Source organism: Streptomyces sedi, assembly GCF_006335015.1.
Lineage (GTDB): Bacteria > Actinomycetota > Actinomycetes > Streptomycetales > Streptomycetaceae > Streptomyces > Streptomyces sedi.
On sequence record NZ_VDGT01000003.1, the window covers coordinates 209,857 to 226,507 of the forward strand.

A 16,651-nucleotide genomic window follows, 5' to 3' on the forward strand; every position below is an offset into this window, starting at 1 on the left:
CTACGAACCGGGCAGGTGCACCATGAGTGAACGACCACAGCGGCGAGCGCGCCTGGCGGGGGCGGCCGTCGCGCTGACCGGGGCGCTGCTGCTCAGCGCCTGTAGCAGCGGTGGCGGCGGCGGCCCCGAGGGCGAGGGCTCGAACGGCGGCGGGACGGAGGGCGCGGAGACGCTGGAGGCGGTGACGTTCGCCGACGCCGAGGCGTCCACCGGGCCGGCCGAGGAGGTGCCGGACGCCACCCCCGGCGGCACGGTCCACGTGCTCCAGGAGACCTCGCCCTCCCATCTCGACCCGGGGCAGATCTACTCCGCCGCCGAGTCGAACATAGCCAAGCTCATGCAGCGCGGCCTGACCGCCGTGCGCATGGACAACGACGGCGAGTACTCCGTCGTCGGCGACCTCGCCACCGACTCCGGCACCCCCTCCGACGACGGCCGGACCTGGACGTACACGCTGAAGGAGGACATCCACTTCAGCGACGGCTCGCCGATCACCTCGGCCGACGTGCGGCACAGCGTCGAGCGCACCTTCGCGCCGTTCCTCACCTACGGGCCGACGTTCCTCCAGCAGTGGCTGGCCAACAGCGGCGGCGCCGAGTACCGCGAGCTGCTGCCCGAGGGGCCGTACGAGGGCGACCACCTGCCGGACAGCGTGCTGGAGACGCCGGACGAAAGGACGGTCGTCTTCCACTTCGAGGAGCCGCAGGCCGACCTGCCCTACGCGTTGGCGATGGTCGGCTACGCGCTGGTCCCCGAGGACGGCGACACCCGCGAGGCCTACGACCAGGAGCCGCTGGCCAGCGGGCCCTACGTGATCGAGGAGTTCCGCCCCGACCGCTCGATGACGCTGGTGCGCAACGAGCACTGGGACCCGGCCACCGACCCGGCGCGCAACGCCTACCCGGACCGGTACGAGATCACGTTCGGGCACACCACCGACGACTCGACCCAGCGGCTGATGGCGGACAACGGCGACGACCGCTACGCGCTCACGTTCAACAACGGCGTGGACCCGGGCAACGCGCCCGAGGTGTCGTCCAACGCCGAGTACCAGGAGCGGTTGGCGCAGGGCTACCAGCCGTTCGTCGCCACCATGGCGATCAACGCCGAGCGGGTCACCGACCTCAAGGTGCGCCAGGCCATCGCCTACGCGCTGCCGCTCAACGGCGTGCTCAACGCCTACGGCGGCGCGTTCGGCGGCGAGTACGCCGGCGGGCTGATCAGCCCGCTGCTGCCGGGCTACGAGGAGGGCTACGACCCCTACGGCAAGCTCGCCAACCCGCAGGGCGACGCCGAGCGGGCCAGGGAGCTGCTGGAGGAGGCGGACGCGGTCGGCTACGAGCTGAACTACGTCCACCACACCGCCACCGAGGACGCGCGGGCCGCCGTGGCCGTCGAGGACGCGCTGGAGGAGGCGGGCTTCGTGGTCAACCGCAGCGAGGTGCCGCAGACCTCCTACTACGACACCATCGGCATCGTCGACAACGGCTACGACATCTACCGCAGCAACTGGGGCCACGACTGGCTCTCCAGCGCCACGGTGATCCCGCCGCAGTTCGACGGCCGGCAGATCCAGGACGGGGCCAACAACTACAGCCACGTCGACGACGAGCGGATCAACTCGGAGATCGACCGCATCCGGCAGATCACCGACCCGGCCGAGGCCGCCACCGAGTGGTTCGAGCTGAACAAGTACATCGTCGAGGACGTGCTCACCCAGGTCCCGCTCTACTACTACAAGATGAACGTCCTGCATGGTTCGTTGATCGGCGGCGCCGACTTCAACGACGACCTCGGAACCGTGGACATGCATCGGATCTACGTCATCCAGGACGAGGGCTGACGGTCGTCAGGACGGGGGCGTCCGCCACGCGCGGGCGCCCCCGCCGGACCCCGGCCGACCGAACCCAAAGGGCTGCTACCCGATGCTCCGATTCCTGCTGCGGCGATCGCTGGGCGCGATCGTCATCCTGCTGATCATCAGCGCGGTCACGTTCTTCCTCTTCTACGCGATCCCGCGCAACCCGGCCCTGCTGGCCTGCGGCAAGACCTGCACGCCCGACCAACTGGCCATCGTCGAGGCGAACCTGGGCATCGACAAGCCCGTGCCCGTGCAGTACTGGGAGTACATGGTCGGCATCTTCACCGGCCGCGACTACCCGATCGGCCACTGCCCCGCGCCGTGCCTCGGCTACTCGTTCACGGACAACCGCCCGGTGCTGGAGACCATCCTGGACCGGCTGCCCACCACCCTCTCGCTCGCCGTCGGCGGCGCCGTGGTCTTCCTGGTGGTCGGCCTCGCGATGGGGATGCTGGCCGCCTGGCGGCGCGGCACGCTGCTGGACAAGTCGCTCAGCTCCGCCTCGCTGGTGCTCGGTTCGATGCAGATCTACTTCCTCGGCCCGCTCGCCCTGGCGCTGCTGGTCCACAACAACCAGGTCTTCAGCCAGCCGAAGTACGAGCCGATCTCCGAGGACCCGATGGCCTGGTTCGGCGGGCTGCTGCTGCCCTGGCTGGTGCTGGCGACGATCTTCACGGCCAACTACACCAGGATGGCCAGGGCCACGCTGATCGAGCAGCTGCGCGAGGACCACGTGCGCACCGCGAGGGCCAAGGGCATGTCGCGGTCGACCGTCTTCTTCCGCTACGCCTGGCGCGGCTCGCTGATCCCGATCGTCACCATCTTCGGCATCGACCTCGGCTCGCTCTTCGGTGGGGCGATGATCACCGAGTTCACCTTCAACCTGCCGGGCCTGGGACGGCTCGCCGTGGACTCGGTCACCAAGTCCAACCTGCCGATGCTCATGGGCGTGATGCTCTTCGCCGCGACGATGATCGTGCTGTTCAACATCCTCGTGGACGCCTGTTACGCCTTGATCGACCCGCGGGTGCGGCTTGCCTAGGAGCGCTGACCACTCATGACCACCAACAGCCCCTTCCTGACCGTGGACGACCTGCGGGTCCACTTCTCCACCGAGGACGGCACCGTCAAGGCCGTCGACGGCCTCTCCTTCGAGGTGGCCCGCGGCAGGACCCTGGGCATCGTCGGGGAGTCGGGCTCCGGCAAGTCCGTCGCCACCCAGGCCATCCTCGGCCTGCACAGCCGCGAGACGGCCGACGTCTCCGGCCGGATCACCCTGGACGGCGACGAGTTGACCGGGGCCTCCGAACGGGCCCTGGAACGGCTGCGCGGCAACACCGCGGCCATGATCTTCCAGGACCCGCTCACCGCGCTCTCCCCCTACTACACCGTCGGCCGGCAGATCGCCGAGCCCTACCGCAAGCACCGCGGCGCCTCCCGCCGCGAGGCGCGGGAGCGCGCGATCGAGATGCTGGGCAAGGTCGGCATCCCCCACCCGGCGCAGCGCGTCGACGACTACCCGCACCAGTTCTCCGGCGGGATGCGGCAGCGCGTCATGATCGCCATGGCGCTGGTCTGCGACCCCGACCTGCTGATCGCCGACGAGCCGACCACCGCCCTCGACGTCACCGTGCAGGCCCAGATCCTGGACCTGCTGATGGAGCTCCAGCAGGAGTTCGGCTCCGCGATCATCATGATCACCCACGACCTGGGGGTGATCGCCGGCGTCGCCGACGACGTGCTGGTGATGTACGGCGGCCGGGCCGTGGAGCGCGGCACCGTGCACGAGGTGCTCGCCGCGCCCCGACACCCCTACACCTGGGGGCTGCTGACCTCGATGCCCCGGCTGACCGCCGACGTCGACAAGGAGCTGGTGCCCATCGCCGGCTCCCCGCCCAGCCTGCTCACCCCGCCGCCCGGATGCCCGTTCGCGCCGCGCTGCACCTTCGTCGACGAGGTCGGCGACGGGCGCTGCGCCACCGAACGCCCCGCGCTGCCCGAGGGGCGCGGCGCCGCCTGCCACCTCACCGAGGCGCGGCAGCGGACGCTCTTCGGCGAGCGGATCAGGCCCAGGCTCGCGTAGCGCGCGGGTCCCGCCGGGACGCGACGCGGCACCGTGACGCCCGTGAGACACGTGAGGTAAAGGACAGCGCCATGACCACCGCCAGCACAGCACACGAGGGGCCGACCGGGCCCGAGGAGGCGGCCGGGGCGGCCGGGGAGACCCCGCCGGCCCTGATGACCGTGGAGGGGCTGACCAAGTACTTCCCGATCAAGGGCGGCTTCCCGTTCCAGCGGACGGTGGGCGCGGTCAAGGCGGTGGACGGGCTCGACCTCGTCGTCCGCGAGGGCGAGAGCTTCGGCCTGGTGGGCGAGTCGGGCTGCGGCAAGTCCACCACCGGGCGGCTGCTGGCCCGGCTGCTGGAGCCGACCGGCGGCACCCTCACCTACCGCGGCCGGGACATCAGCCACGCCGGCCGCAAGGAGCTGGCGCCCATCAGGTCCGAGATCCAGATGATCTTCCAGGACCCCTACTCCTCGCTCAACCCGCGCCAGACCGTGGGCAGCATCGTGGGCGCCCCGCTGGAGATCAACGGCGTCAACCCGCCCGGCGGCCGGGAGGCCAGGGTCCGCGAGCTGATGGACACCGTCGGCCTCAACCCGGAGCACTACAACCGCTTCCCGCACGAGTTCTCCGGCGGCCAGCGCCAACGCATAGGCGTGGCCAGGGCGCTGGCACTCGAACCCCGGCTGATCATCGCCGACGAGCCGGTCTCCGCCCTCGACGTCTCCATCCAGGCGCAGGTGATCAACCTGCTCCGCCGGGTGCAGCGGGAGCACGGCATCGCGTTCCTCTTCATCGCCCACGACCTCGCCGTGGTGCGGCACTTCTCGCAGCGGATCGCGGTGATGTACCTCGGGAAGATCGTCGAGGTCGGCGACCGCCGGGCGATCTACGAACGGCCCCGCCACCCCTACACCCACGCGCTGCTCTCCGCCGTCCCCGAGGTCGACCTGGGGCCGGCCATGGCGGAGGACCGGGACGCCGGCGAGGACACCCCGAAGGAGCGACCCCCGCGCCGCGAGCGCATCCGCCTGGAGGGGGACGTCCCCTCGCCGAGCGCTCCGCCCTCCGGCTGCCGCTTCCGCACCCGCTGCTGGAAGGCCCAGGACCGCTGCGCCACCGAGGAGCCGCCGCTGGTGCGCATCGAGGGCAACGAGGAGGGCCACATGACCGCCTGTCATTTTCCGGAGGCAGGTACCGTCCTGCTCGAATGAGCCGGGGGCGTGCGCCCCTGATCTGCTCCCGTGCACCGCGCCGTGCGGCTCTGACGGGCCGTTATGATCCGTGGCGCACGGCGGGAAGCCGGGCCCCTCGCCGGGTGGTCCTCCCACCGTGTCCGCACAAGGCACGAGTCACTGGAGGGTGATCCTGGTGGGCCTCACCATCTCAGCTTCCCTGCTGTTGCTGATCATCGTCTTTCTGCTGGTCAGAAAGGCAGGGCTCAAGGTTCTGCACGCGATCGTCTGCGTGCTTCTCGGCTTCTATCTCGCCAGTTCGAACATGGCCCCCACCATCGACAACTTCAGCAGCAGCATCGGGGACATGATCAACTCCCTGAGCTTCTGACCGTGTCCCGGGCCCCGACCGTGCCGGCCGGGGCCGCCCGGGGGCGACGTAGGCTGCCCCCATGAGTTCCGGCCGCCCCGGGGTGCTGCTGGTGCACGCGCACCCCGACGACGAATCGATCACCAACGGCGTGACCATGGCCGCCTGCGTCGCCGCGGGAGCCAGGGTCACGCTGGTCACCTGCACGCTGGGGGAGGAGGGCGAGGTCATCGGCACCGCCCTGCGCCACCTGGCCGCCGACCGGGACGACGCCCTCGGACCGCACCGCGCCGGGGAGTTGGCGGCGGCAGCCGCCGCCCTCGGCGTCACCGACCACCGGCTGCTCGGCGGCGAGGGACGCCACCGCGACTCGGGGATGACCGGGCTGCCGAGCAACGACAGGCCGGGCGCCTTCTGCCGGGCCGACGTGGACGAGGCCGCCGCCGCGCTCGTCGAGATCATCGTCGAGACCCGCCCCCGGGTGCTCCTCACCTACGACCCCCACGGCGGCTACGGGCACCCCGACCACATCCAGGCCCACCGCGTCGCCATGCGCGCCGTGGAACTCGCCGCCCCCCGCCACCGGGTGGAACGCGTGCTGTGGACCTGCCTCCCCGAGGGCGAGGTGGAGCGCGGGCTGGCCCGGCTGCGGAGCGAGGGCCCCGGCCGTTTCCCCGCCGTCGCCACCGCCGCCGACCTGCCGGGCGTCGTCCCGGACGCCGAGGCGGTGCTCGCGGTCCGCGGCACCGAGGCGCAGTACGCCGCCAAGCGCGCCGCGATGGCCGCCCACGCCACCCAGATCGAGGTCGAGGGGGAGACGTTCGCGCTCTCCAACGGCCTGGCCCAACCGCTCTGGCGCACCGAACACTTCACCCTCGGCCACGGGCAGCCCCCGCCGCCGGGCGCGGTCGACGACGTCTTCGCCGGACTGCCCGAAGGCGAGGAGCCGTGAGGATCGCCGCCCACGCCGGCCTCGGCGTGCTCGGCGTCGTCGCGGGAGTCGCCGGCTCGCTGGTGCAGGGCGGCTGGTTCCCGTTCGGCGTGCTGCTGGCGCTCGCCGGCTGCGCCGGCCTCTTCTGGGGCGGGGCGCTGCTCACCCGCAGCCGGATCGGCGCGGCCTCGCCGGCCGGCGGCTGGGTGCTGTCCGTGCTGGTGCTCACCGTGACCAGGCCGCAGGGCGACTTCGTCTACGCGGCGGGCGCCGGAAGCTACGTCTACCTCCTCGGTGGGATGACGGTCGCCGTGGTGTGCGCCACTCTCGCCCCGAGCGAACGCCCGCTCTTCGCCGTGCCACAGGGCGGAACGGGCCGGTAACGCCGCTGCTGAGAGCGGGTGTCGGGGTGGGGCACTGATGTGCTGATCCTGTGCGGGCGGCATCGCGCGTCGCCGACCCCAGTATCGTGGGGCCAGCCGCCGCGACCCGGATGCGTTCCGGGGCGGCTGGTGAAGCCCAACCGGGAGATCCTGCCTTGAGTCGTGAAACTGACAATTCCCCCAACAACCGGGGTTGGGGTGACCCCCAGCACAACGAGGGGGAAGCAGCGGCCCGTCCGGGTCCTCCGCCGGCGGAGGAGAAGAAGACCGAGACCACGATGACGACCCGTGCGCGGATCAACATCCCTGGTTCCCGGCCTATTCCACCGATCGTGGTGCGGGAGACCGTCGACGAGGAGGCCGCGCGCTCCGCGCCCCCGCCGCTGCCGACCCGGACCCCCAAGCCGCCGCCGGGCGCCCGCACCGAGGGCAAGAGCCAGGGCGACGCCACGGGCGGGGAATCCGGCAAGAAGACCAGCTCCTGGTTCGAGCCGCGCAAGTCGCCGCCGAAGACCGGCGCGACGCCCCAGGCCGGCGCCGAGGAGCCGGGCCTGAGCGAGCCCCCGCACGAGCCTGCCGGTCCCGACGCCCCGCGCGCCGGCGGCCACCCGCCGCTCGCCGACACCCCGCCCGGCGGTACGCCAGGCGTCGGCGGCGAACGGGCCGCCGCGTCCGACTGGTTCCCCGGCGGACGCGACGAGCCGCCCGCCGTCAGCCCCCAGGGCCCGCTGCCCGTCCGCCCCACCGGCCCCACCACGGGCCCCGCCACCGGCCCGATGAGCGTGCCGCCGGCGCCCACCCCGATGGGCGACGACCGCCCGCCCACCATCCCGCCGCAGGGCCCCGCGCCCACCCCCCAGGGCCCGATCCCGACCCTGGACTCCGGTGGCCCCGCACCCCGCCCCGGCGGCCGGCCCCCCGAGGACGACCCGGTCGGCACGACCATGGACCTCGGCGGCCCGTTCCCGCCCGCCCCGCCGCTCGGCGTCCACGACGGCGACCCGGCGGCCACCGGGCCCATGCCGCGCCTCGACTTCGACGACGACACCGGCGCCGTTCCCGCCGTTCCGCCGCCGAGCCCGCGCCCGCCGGCCGACGAGGAGCCGCCGCCACCCCCGGCGCCCGCCGCGGCCAAGCCGGCGCCGCGCGGCCGTTCCAAGGTCAAGCTGCTGGTCGTCGCGCTGGTCGGCCTCGGCGTCGTCGCCTACGGCGCCGGCCTCTTCCTCAACCAGGACGACGTGCCCAAGGGCACCCAGGCGCTCGGCGTCGACATCGGCGGGATGTCGACCGAGGAGGCGCACGCCGCCCTCGACGAGCGGCTGGACGCGGCCAACAACGAGCCGCTGATCCTGGTCGTCGACGGGCAGGAGATCGAGCTGAAGCCCAGCGTCGCCGGCCTCGCCGTCGACACCGAGGCCACCGCCCGCGAGGCGTCCGGCACGGACTACAGCCCGGTCACCGTGATCGGTTCGCTCTTCGGCGGCACCCACGAGGCCGAGGCGGTCTTCTCCGTCGACCGCGAGAAGCTCACCGTCGCCCTCCAGGAGCGCACCGCCGAAGCCGGCGGCGCCGGCCCCGTGGACGGCACCGTCGTCTTCGAGGACGGCCAGGCCATCGGCCGCGCCGGCCAGCCGGGCGCCGCCATCGACCCGGTCGCCGCCGGCGACGCCGTCGAGGCCGCGTTCCGCGAGCGCGCCGCCGGCGGGGAGAACACCCCGGTCGAACTCCCCGTCGCCGAACGGGACCCGCTGGTCGGCGAGGAGCAGGTCCAGCAGGCGCTGGAGGAGTTCGGCGAGCCGGCGATGTCCGGCTGGGTGTGGCTGGTCGCCGCCGACCGCGAACTCCCCATCAGCCAGCAGACGCTCAGCGGGGTCCTCACCATGGAGCCCAGCGACCAGGGGAACCTCCAGCCGGTGCTCGACCCCGACGGCCTCGCCGAGCTGTACGGCACCACGTTCGACGGGGTGATGATCGACGCCGGCAGCGGCCTCGTCGAGATGACCCCCGAGCACGCCGCCGCCGCGCTGATCCCGGTGCTGCGGGAGACCGCCACCGCCGACGAGGGGCCGGGACGCAGGGTCGCCGAGGTCGAGGGCGCCACCCTCGGCTGACCGCGCCGCACGCACCGCCGCACCGGGCGGCGCCCACCGCTCAGCCGGTGGGCGCCGCCCGGAAGTGGTAGCGGTGGTGTTCGGCGAAGCCCAGCCGCTCGTAGAGCGCGTTGGCCGCCTCGTTCCCCGGCGTCACCTGGAGCCAGCCCGCCGAGGCGCCCTCGGCCAGCGCCGCCCTGGCCAACTCCGCCATCAGCGCCGTCCCCAGCCCGCGCCGCCGATGCGCCGGCGCCACCTCGATCGCGCTGAAACCGGCCCACCGGCCGTCCACCACGCACCGCCCCACGGCCTGCGGCGGCTCACCCTCCCCGCCCGCGACCTCGGCGAACAGCACCGAGGGGCCCGCGGCCAACACCCGCCGCGCCATGGCCGGATCGCGCCCCGCCGACGGGTTGCCCGCGAGCCACCGCGCGGTCAGCTCCCGGCCGACCGTCACCCGCCCGTCCGGCTCCCGGTCGGCCAGCGGCGCCAACGCCCCGACCCGTTGGAGGGCGAACCCCACCGGGCGCCAGCCCCGCGCGTCCAACGCGGCCACCAGCCGTTCGTCCCCCTCGCCGCCGCCCGTGGCCACCCGCACCAGCGGCGGCAGCCCGCGCGCCGCGTACCAGGCCACCACGCGGTCGAGTTCGGGATCGGCGGGGCCGAGGCGGACCGCCGAGTTGGCCCGCCGCGTCCAGCCGCCCGCGGCCCGCAGCAGCCAGTCGCCGACCCGTTCCGTCTCGGGCGCCGGCCAGGCGCGCGTCGTGACATGCGTCAACTCCGCGACGGAGGCCGCCGGCACGCCCCGCCTGCGCGCCGGCGCCGGCGGCACCACCTTGCCCGCGACCAGCGCCGACTCCGCCAACCCCACGGTCTCCCCCGACCGCCGGGTCACCGTCAGCACCCCGCCCGTCCACGAAGTGAGAATCCCCAGGGTGTCGGTGAACCGCCCCCCGCCCTCGCCCGCACCGGTAGCGGTGCGTACCGAGACGCGTTTGCCCACGTCATCGGGGGTGATCCGAACCTCAAGTCGGGCCCCGGCAGTGAATTCCATCCCGCTAGCCAACCCCTCAGGTGTGCGCATGGCTCCGCAACGGCGATACTAGGTCGGAGCATCAGCGACACCGCGCCCACGTGCGCCGGCGGACCCACCGCCACGACGAGGAGGACTGACAGCGTGACCTACGTGATCGCCGAGCCCTGTGTGGATCTCAAGGACAAGGCATGTATCGAGGAGTGCCCCGTCGACTGCATCTACGAGGGGCAGCGCGCTCTCTACATCCACCCCGACGAGTGCGTGGACTGCGGCGCCTGTGAGCCCGTCTGCCCCGTCGAGGCCATCTTCTACGAGGATGACACCCCGGAGGAGTGGAAGGACTACTACAAGGCCAACGTCGAGTTCTTCGAGGAGCTCGGCTCCCCGGGCGGCGCCAGCAAGCTCGGCCTGATCGAGCGCGACCACCCGCTGGTCGCCGCCCTGCCGCCGCAGAGCCACGACGAGTGAGCGGAACGGCCTCGGCACCGTCCGGGGCCGTTCCCCTCCACCGGTAGCAACGCGCCACCCGCAGTACCCCACCGAGGAGTGCCACCCGTGCCGTCCGCCGTCTCCGCCCGACTGCCGGTCTTTCCCTGGGACCGACTGGAGCCCTACAAGGCCACCGCCTCGGCGCACCCGGACGGCATCGTGGACCTCTCCGTCGGTACCCCGGTCGACCCCGTTCCCGAGCTGGTCCAACGCGCCCTCGCCGGGGCCGCGGACAGCCCCGGGTACCCGACGGTCTGGGGCACCCCCGCGCTGCGGGACGCGATCGTCGCCTGGGTGACCGGCCGCACCGGCGCCGTCGGCCTCGCGCACCGGGGCGTGCTCCCGGTGATCGGCTCCAAGGAGCTGGTCGCCTCCGTGCCCGCCCAGCTGGGCCTCGGACCCGGCGACCGCGTCGCCTACCCGGAGCCGGCCTACCCGACCTACGAGGTCGGCGCCCGCCTCGCCCGCGCCGAGCCCGTGCCCTACCGGGGCTCGCCCACCGAGCTCGACCCGCGGGGGCTGCGGCTGCTGTGGCTCAACTCCCCGGCCAACCCGACGGGTCGGGTCCTCGACGTCGCCGAGCTGCGCGCGATCGTCGCCTGGGCGCGGGAGCACGGTGTGCTGGTCCTCAGCGACGAGTGCTACCTGGAGCTGGGCTGGGAGGCCGAGCCGGTCTCCGTGCTCAACCCCGACGTCTGCGGCGACAGCCACGAGGGCCTGGTCGCCGTGCACTCCCTCTCCAAGCGCTCCAACCTCGCCGGCTACCGCGCGGCCTTCCTGGCCGGCGACCCGGCGGTCATCGGGGAGTTGCTGGGGGTCCGCAAGCACTCCGGCATGATGCTCCCCGCCCCCGTGCAGGCCGCGATGGCCGTCGCGCTCGGCGACCGGGAGCACGTGGTCGAGCAGCGCGCCCGCTACGCCGCCCGCCGCGAGGCGCTGCGCACGGCGCTGACCGCGCGCGGCTTCACCATCGCGCACAGTGAGGCGTCGCTCTACCTGTGGGCCACGCGCGACGAGCCCTGCTGGGACACCGTCGCCGAGCTGAGCAAGCTGGGCATCCTGGTGGCCCCCGGCGACTTCTACGGCGCGGCGGGCGACCGCTTCGTGCGGGTCGCCTTCACCGCGACCGACGAACGCGTCGCCGGCGCCGTGGCCCGCCTGGCCTGACCACGCGCGCGCACGCGGGAGGGGGCCGCCGCGCCGGCGACCCCCTCCCGCGTTCCGCTGTCGAGCCCGCTCAGCGAGCGGTCACCCCGCCGAGCAGCGCGCCACCGGCCTTCGCGCCCTCCTGGAGGTGCGGCGCGACATCGGCGCCGGCCTCGTTCACCACGCCCACGGCCGACCTGCCCAGGCCGTTGACGGTGTCCCCGACCATGTCGGCCTGCTCGGTGTCGGACGAGAGGTTGGCCAGCGGCGCGGCCTGGGCCACCGACGCGGTGCCCAACAGGCCGGCGGCGCCGGCGGCTCCGCAGAGGGCGGCCCGGACCAGGGTCTTGCGAACGGGGTGCGACATGGCTTCTCTCCTCGTGGTGGACGTCGGGAGCACGGTGTGTCCCCCGTGCCTATCGGCCACCGGCCGCCTCGGGTTGCGGCCCGCCCGGGTAAAGAATCGGTAATACGCCGGCCGGCCGACGCCCCGCCGGCCGCCCCCCAAGCACGGCACGGTGCCGCCCCGTTGAACGGGAGGAAGGTGTTTCGGGGAGATTCCAGGGGGCGTTCGGGGAGGAATTCGGGGGAACGGGAAACGCGCTCGCCGACCGCGCGGGCAAAAGCCGTAAACGCTACCGGAGTTGTCGCCGCGCGTGCTTCCCGCGCGAAAGTCCGCGCGGTAGCCGACGCTTTCCGGGGACGTGTGGCGAACGTATTCGGACGGTCACTCCACGCTCGGGACCAGCGAAAGCAGGACCGTTTCGAGTGAATTCCCCCCGGAGTCACCGGAATCCCCGGATGCCCCGGAATCGGCCGTGCCCCCCTCGGCCGTCCGCCAGCCCTGGTCCGAGCGCGCGGACACCCAGTGCCGCCCGTCGTGGACGACCTCGGCGACCCCCAGCACCCCCGCCTGGGCGACCAGCCAGTGCGACAGCTCCCACCCGGGGGAGCCGTCGGCCTCGCCCCCCGCCCGGTCCAGCGTCACCGCCCACTCGAAGTCGTCGTCGCCCCGCCGCTCCACCGAGGCGCGGCCACCGAACACCTCCTCCAGCCGCTCCCGCAGCAGCTCGGGATCGGCGGGCGTCGGGTCGTTGTCGGTGACGCAGGTGAACGACGCGGGTGCCCGACCGGTCAGGGGGCCGGAGAGCAGCGTCGCGTTGTCCTCGTGCTTGGCGTACTCGTCGGGGAAGGCGCTGCGCTGCACCTCCTGCGCCGCCACGGTCAGCTCCAGCTCCTCGTACGCGGGGATCTCCAGCAGTTTCGTGTAGAACGCGTTGGCCGCGTACACCGGGTCCTGGACCTGCTGTTCGTCGCCCCAGCCCATCGAGGGGCGCTGCTGGAAGAGACCCAGCGAGTCGAGGTGGCCGTGGTCGAGATTGCGCAGGCTGGACTCCTGCATCGCGGTCGCCAGGGCTATCGTCACGGCCCGTTCGGGCAGCCCGCGCGAGTTGCCGACGGCGGCGATGGTGGCCGCGTTGGCCGCCTGCGCCGGGGTGAGGGAGTGGGTCTCGGACTCCGGGTCCGCGCCCCGCGACTCGCAGTGTGGCCTGGCACGGCTGCCCGAGTCGTACTGGACGACGGCGTAGGCGGCGACGCCCGCCAGCACCAGGGTGGCGGAGGCGCCGCGCAACAGACGGCGCCGGCGTCGTGAGGTGGTCGTCCGTTCGGGCACGCGATGAGAGTAGCGGCTGTCCCTCGGTGACCGTTCGGCGCGGGTACCGTGACCGCATGGAACGACCCGCATCCGGCACCGCCGCCCCCCGCCAGCGACTCGACCTCGGACTCGACGCGGCGGCCCTGACCGCCCAGTTGGTGGACGTCCCCTCGGTCAGCGGCACCGAGGAGCCGCTCGCCGACGCGGTCGCCGAGGCCCTCGCCGGCCTCGACTGGCTGCGGGTGGACCGTTTCGGGAACAACGTGGTGGCCCGCACCGAACTCGGCCTGGACCAACGGGTGGTGCTCGCCGGCCATCTGGACACCGTTCCGGTCGCCGACAACCTCCCGTCCCGGCTGGACGACGAGGGCGTGCTGTGGGGACTCGGCACCTGCGACATGAAGTCCGGCGTCGCGGTGCAGCTGCGGATCGCGGCCACCGTGCCCCGGCCCAACCGCGACCTGACGTTCGTCTTCTACGACAACGAGGAGGTCGAGGCCGAGCGCAACGGCCTCGGCCGGCTGGCCGCCGCCCACCCCGACTGGCTGGAAGCGGACTTCGCCGTGCTGCTCGAACCGTCCAACGGCCAGGTGGAGGGCGGCTGTCAGGGCACCCTCCGGGTGCTGCTGAGGATGGCCGGCCAGCGGGCGCACTCCGCCAGGAGCTGGATGGGCGTCAACGCGATCCACGCGGCGGCCCCCGTGCTGGAACGGCTCGCCGACTACCGCCCGCGCCGGGTGGAGATCGACGGCCTGGAGTACCGCGAGGGCCTGAACGCGGTGGGCATCACCGGCGGGGTCGCCGGCAACGTCATCCCCGACGCCTGCCAGATCACCGTCAACTACCGCTACGCGCCCGACCTGGACCAGGAACGGGCGCTGGCCCACGTCCGGGAGGTCTTCGCGGACTGCGGCGTCGCCGAGTTCGTGGTCGACGACCACTCGCCGGGCGCGCTGCCCGGGCTCTCACACCCGGCGGCACGGGCGTTCCTTGAGGCCGTCGGCGGCCAACCTTGCCCCAAGTTTGGCTGGACGGACGTCTCCCGGTTCAGTGCGCTTGGCGTCCCGGCGGTCAACTACGGCCCGGGCGACCCCAGCCTCGCCCACCGCCAGGACGAACGGGTCCCCACGGAGTCCGTGCTGGCCTGCGAGCGCCGGCTGCGCGCCTGGCTGGGCGGCTGACCGGCCGGCGAGAACACGTCCCGGCCGGAGGTCCCGGCCGGGAGACGAGGACGTGAAAACGATCACAGGTGAGGAGCGCGGGATGAGCGGGAGCACGGATGTGCCCGACGAGGGGCCTCGGAACGAGCGGACCGGCGGGGACGACCAGCCGCGCGAACAGCGGCTGGGCCCGGTGGTGCGGCGACGGCAGCAGGTGATGACCAGCACCTCCGACCAGCGGCTGCTGGACTCCAGGGGACCGTCCGACTGGGTCCACCAGGACCCGTGGCGGGTGCTGCGCATCCAGTCGGAGTTCGTCGAGGGCTTCGGCGCGCTCGCGGAACTCGGCCCGGCCGTCTGCGTCTTCGGCTCGGCCCGCACACCGCCCGGCAGCTCCGAGTACGAGGACGCGCGCCGCATCGGCCGCGGCCTCGCCGACGCCGGCTTCGCGGTGATCACCGGCGGCGGCCCCGGCGCCATGGAGGCCGCCAACCTCGGCGCCAGCGAGAGCGGCGGGGTCTCCGTCGGGCTCGGCATCGAGCTGCCCTTCGAGCAGGGGCTCAACGCGCACGTGGACGTGGGGATCAACTTCCGCTACTTCTTCGTCCGCAAGACGATGTTCGTGAAGTACGCGCAGGGCTTCCTGGTCCTTCCCGGCGGACTCGGCACCATGGACGAGCTGTTCGAAGCGTTGACGCTGGTCCAGACGCGGAAGGTGACCAGGTTCCCGATCGTGCTCTACGGCTCCGCCTACTGGGGCGGCCTCGCCGACTGGCTGCGCGACACGGTCATCGCCCAGGGCAAGGCGTCGCCCCACGACGAGGACCTCTTCCGGATCACGGACGACGTGGAGGAGGCCATCCGCCTCGTCACGAAGGACTAGCCGTCCGGGGCAGGTCTCCCCGGCCGGGGTGGGCTGTCGTCCTCGCCCCGGTGGCGGTCTTGGGGGCGCGGGGAACTGCGCGAGTGCTGTGTGGCGGGGGTTGGCCGACTACGGAGCATCGGAGCTGGGTGGGTTGTCGTCTGCGCCCCGGTGGTGGGTTGCTCGCGCCGTTCCCCGCGCCCCTTCACTGCCGGTGGGCGGCTTGGGGGCGCGGGGAACTGCGCGAGTGCTGTGTGGCGGGGGTTGGCCGACTACGGAGCATCGGAGCTGGGTGGGTTGTCGTCCTCAGCCCGGTGGTGGGTTGCCCGCGCAGTTCCCCGCGCCCCTGGTCGTGGTGGGCGTTGGCGCTCAGGTGCGGACGACCACGGTCGGGCACCGGCAAGGTGGGTCGTCGGGGGCACCCCGGCGGGGGGTCAGGCCAAACCCCGCCTGGCCACCGCAGGTACCCCGTGGCCGGCGATCGCCGCGACCATCCGCAGCACCTGCCGGGTCTCCTCGACCTCGTGCACCCGGTACACCCGCGCGCCGAGCCAGGCCGAGACCGCCGTGGTGGCCAGCGTCCCCAGCAGCCGCTCCCGCACCGGCAGGTCCAACGTCTCGCCGACGAAGTCCTTGTTGGAGAGCGAGACCAGCACCGGCCAGCCGGTCTCGGTCATCTCCGGCAACCGCCTGGTCGCCTCCAGCGAGTGGCGGGTCGACTTGCCGAAGTCGTGGCCCGGGTCGATCAACACGCCCTCGCGCGGCACCCCCAGCGCCACCGCCCGTTCGGCCAGTCCCACCGTGACGCGGAGGATGTCCGCCATCACGTCGTCGTACCGCACCCGGTGCGGCCGGGTGCGCGGCTCCGCGCCGCCGGCGTGGGTGCAGACCAGGCCGACGCGGTACCGGGCGGCGACCTCGGCCAGCCGGGGGTCGACGCCGCCCCAGGCGTCGTTGAGCAGGTCGGCACCGGCCGCGCAGGCCGCCTCGCCCACCTCGTGGCGCCAGGTGTCGACGCTGATCACCACGTCCGGGTGCCGGCGGCGGACCTCCGCGACGAAGCCGGCGGTGCGGCGGATCTCCTCGGCCGCGTCCACCTCCTCGCCGGGTCCCGCCTTGACCCCGCCGACGTCGATGATGTCCGCGCCCTCGTCGACCGCCCTCGCCACCCGCTCCAGCGCGGCACGTTCGCCGAAGGTGGCGCCCCGGTCGTAGAAGGAGTCCGGAGTTCGGTTGACGATCGCCATGATCACCGGTTGGTGGGCGGCGAACTCCCGCTTGCCCAGGCGCAACAGCACGTTCAGCCCTCTCTCGGGTTCCCTCGACGGAGAAGCGGTCTCGCTCGCGGGCGCGGCTCCCGGCGGCTCCGGCCACCCCGCCGGGCCCAACCGGGGCGTCGGCCCGGGTTTTGCCACCCCTTGAACCT

The 16,651-nt window shown here is 73.3% G+C and carries 16 protein-coding genes; 12 read left to right on the plus strand and 4 right to left on the minus strand.

The features are described from left to right. Positions 1-22 precede the first annotated feature (22 nt). The 8 genes from FH715_RS05655 to FH715_RS28085 all read left to right on the plus strand — a co-directional run bounded on the left by FH715_RS05655 (position 23) and on the right by FH715_RS28085 (position 8,896). On the plus strand, positions 23-1,843 hold the full coding sequence (locus FH715_RS05655) for an ABC transporter substrate-binding protein (RefSeq protein WP_139641334.1): 1,821 nt from the start codon (positions 23-25) through the stop codon (positions 1,841-1,843). A gap of 82 nt (positions 1,844-1,925) precedes the next feature. Then, entirely contained in the window at positions 1,926-2,903 is a 978-nt protein-coding gene (locus tag FH715_RS05660) for an ABC transporter permease (RefSeq protein ID WP_139641336.1), read from the plus strand. Between the two features lie 15 nt (positions 2,904-2,918). After that, positions 2,919-3,944, plus strand: coding sequence for an ABC transporter ATP-binding protein (locus tag FH715_RS05665; RefSeq protein WP_139641338.1), 1,026 nt, complete (start codon positions 2,919-2,921; stop codon positions 3,942-3,944). Positions 3,945-4,099: 155 nt separating this feature from the next. After that, on the plus strand, positions 4,100-5,140 hold the full coding sequence (locus tag FH715_RS05670) for an ABC transporter ATP-binding protein (RefSeq protein WP_246108598.1): 1,041 nt from the start codon (positions 4,100-4,102) through the stop codon (positions 5,138-5,140). A 157-nt stretch (positions 5,141-5,297) separates the two neighbouring features. Then, on the plus strand, positions 5,298-5,492 hold the full coding sequence (locus FH715_RS05675) for a hypothetical protein (protein WP_139641343.1): 195 nt from the start codon (positions 5,298-5,300) through the stop codon (positions 5,490-5,492). Positions 5,493-5,553: 61 nt separating this feature from the next. Beyond that, the gene (mshB, locus tag FH715_RS05680; protein WP_139641345.1) at positions 5,554-6,423 is read left to right on the plus strand and encodes an N-acetyl-1-D-myo-inositol-2-amino-2-deoxy-alpha-D-glucopyranoside deacetylase; all 870 of its coding nucleotides are present in this window, start codon (positions 5,554-5,556) and stop codon (positions 6,421-6,423) included. Further along, positions 6,420-6,785, plus strand: coding sequence for a DUF6113 family protein (locus FH715_RS05685; protein ID WP_139641347.1), 366 nt, complete (start codon positions 6,420-6,422; stop codon positions 6,783-6,785). The genes mshB and FH715_RS05685 overlap by 4 nt, the downstream gene beginning before the upstream one ends. 278 nt (positions 6,786-7,063) lie before the next feature. Beyond that, positions 7,064-8,896, plus strand: coding sequence for a peptidoglycan binding domain-containing protein (locus FH715_RS28085; RefSeq protein WP_170184642.1), 1,833 nt, complete (start codon positions 7,064-7,066; stop codon positions 8,894-8,896). A gap of 40 nt (positions 8,897-8,936) precedes the next feature. On the opposite strand, the gene FH715_RS05695 is transcribed toward FH715_RS28085, so the two are convergent. Continuing rightward, the gene (locus FH715_RS05695; protein ID WP_139641349.1) at positions 8,937-9,929 is read right to left on the minus strand and encodes a GNAT family N-acetyltransferase; all 993 of its coding nucleotides are present in this window, start codon (positions 9,927-9,929) and stop codon (positions 8,937-8,939) included. 123 nt (positions 9,930-10,052) lie between these two features. On the opposite strand from FH715_RS05695, the gene fdxA reads away from it, so the two are divergent. Both fdxA and dapC read left to right on the plus strand, forming a co-directional pair. Beyond that, positions 10,053-10,379 carry a ferredoxin gene (fdxA, locus tag FH715_RS05700; RefSeq protein ID WP_097229824.1) on the plus strand — a complete coding sequence of 109 codons (327 nt, stop codon included), beginning with the start codon at positions 10,053-10,055 and terminating at the stop codon, positions 10,377-10,379. 87 nt (positions 10,380-10,466) lie between these two features. Further along, positions 10,467-11,567 (plus strand): succinyldiaminopimelate transaminase, encoded by a 1,101-nt coding sequence (gene dapC / locus FH715_RS05705; RefSeq protein WP_139641351.1) that lies wholly within the window; start codon positions 10,467-10,469, stop codon positions 11,565-11,567. A 70-nt stretch (positions 11,568-11,637) separates the two neighbouring features. Here dapC and FH715_RS05710 read toward each other — a convergent pair whose 3' ends face one another. Both FH715_RS05710 and FH715_RS05715 read right to left on the minus strand, forming a co-directional pair. Next, positions 11,638-11,913, minus strand: coding sequence for a hypothetical protein (locus FH715_RS05710; protein WP_139641353.1), 276 nt, complete (start codon positions 11,911-11,913; stop codon positions 11,638-11,640). 360 nt (positions 11,914-12,273) lie between these two features. After that, positions 12,274-13,221: a VldE C-terminal domain-containing protein gene (locus tag FH715_RS05715; RefSeq protein ID WP_139641356.1), complete on the minus strand. Its 948-nt coding sequence runs from the start codon at positions 13,219-13,221 to the stop codon at positions 12,274-12,276. 56 nt (positions 13,222-13,277) lie between these two features. On the opposite strand from FH715_RS05715, the gene dapE reads away from it, so the two are divergent. Both dapE and FH715_RS05725 read left to right on the plus strand, forming a co-directional pair. Further along, on the plus strand, positions 13,278-14,384 hold the full coding sequence (dapE, locus tag FH715_RS05720) for a succinyl-diaminopimelate desuccinylase (protein ID WP_139641357.1): 1,107 nt from the start codon (positions 13,278-13,280) through the stop codon (positions 14,382-14,384). Between the two features lie 82 nt (positions 14,385-14,466). Further along, complete coding sequence (locus FH715_RS05725; protein ID WP_139641359.1) at positions 14,467-15,246, plus strand: LOG family protein; 780 nt, start codon at positions 14,467-14,469, stop codon at positions 15,244-15,246. A gap of 413 nt (positions 15,247-15,659) precedes the next feature. On the opposite strand, the gene folP is transcribed toward FH715_RS05725, so the two are convergent. Continuing rightward, positions 15,660-16,520 (minus strand): dihydropteroate synthase, encoded by an 861-nt coding sequence (gene folP, locus FH715_RS05730; RefSeq protein WP_139641738.1) that lies wholly within the window; start codon positions 16,518-16,520, stop codon positions 15,660-15,662. Positions 16,521-16,651: the final 131 nt, after the last annotated feature.

Excerpts from the sequence above, each read along its gene's own strand:
- FH715_RS05655 (WP_139641334.1), top strand. The coding sequence starts at position 23 with ATGAGTGAACGACCACAGCGGCGAGCGCGCCTGGCGGGGGCGGCCGTC.
- FH715_RS05660 (WP_139641336.1), top strand. The coding sequence starts at position 1,926 with ATGCTCCGATTCCTGCTGCGGCGATCGCTGGGCGCGATCGTCATCCTG.
- FH715_RS05665 (WP_139641338.1), top strand. The coding sequence starts at position 2,919 with ATGACCACCAACAGCCCCTTCCTGACCGTGGACGACCTGCGGGTCCAC.
- FH715_RS05670 (WP_246108598.1), top strand. The coding sequence starts at position 4,100 with ATGACCGTGGAGGGGCTGACCAAGTACTTCCCGATCAAGGGCGGCTTC.
- mshB (WP_139641345.1), top strand. The coding sequence starts at position 5,554 with ATGAGTTCCGGCCGCCCCGGGGTGCTGCTGGTGCACGCGCACCCCGAC.
- FH715_RS28085 (WP_170184642.1), top strand. The coding sequence starts at position 7,064 with ATGACGACCCGTGCGCGGATCAACATCCCTGGTTCCCGGCCTATTCCA.
- FH715_RS05695 (WP_139641349.1), bottom strand. The coding sequence starts at position 9,929 with ATGGAATTCACTGCCGGGGCCCGACTTGAGGTTCGGATCACCCCCGAT.
- FH715_RS05710 (WP_139641353.1), bottom strand. The coding sequence starts at position 11,913 with ATGTCGCACCCCGTTCGCAAGACCCTGGTCCGGGCCGCCCTCTGCGGA.
- dapE (WP_139641357.1), top strand. The coding sequence starts at position 13,278 with ATGGAACGACCCGCATCCGGCACCGCCGCCCCCCGCCAGCGACTCGAC.
- FH715_RS05725 (WP_139641359.1), top strand. The coding sequence starts at position 14,467 with ATGAGCGGGAGCACGGATGTGCCCGACGAGGGGCCTCGGAACGAGCGG.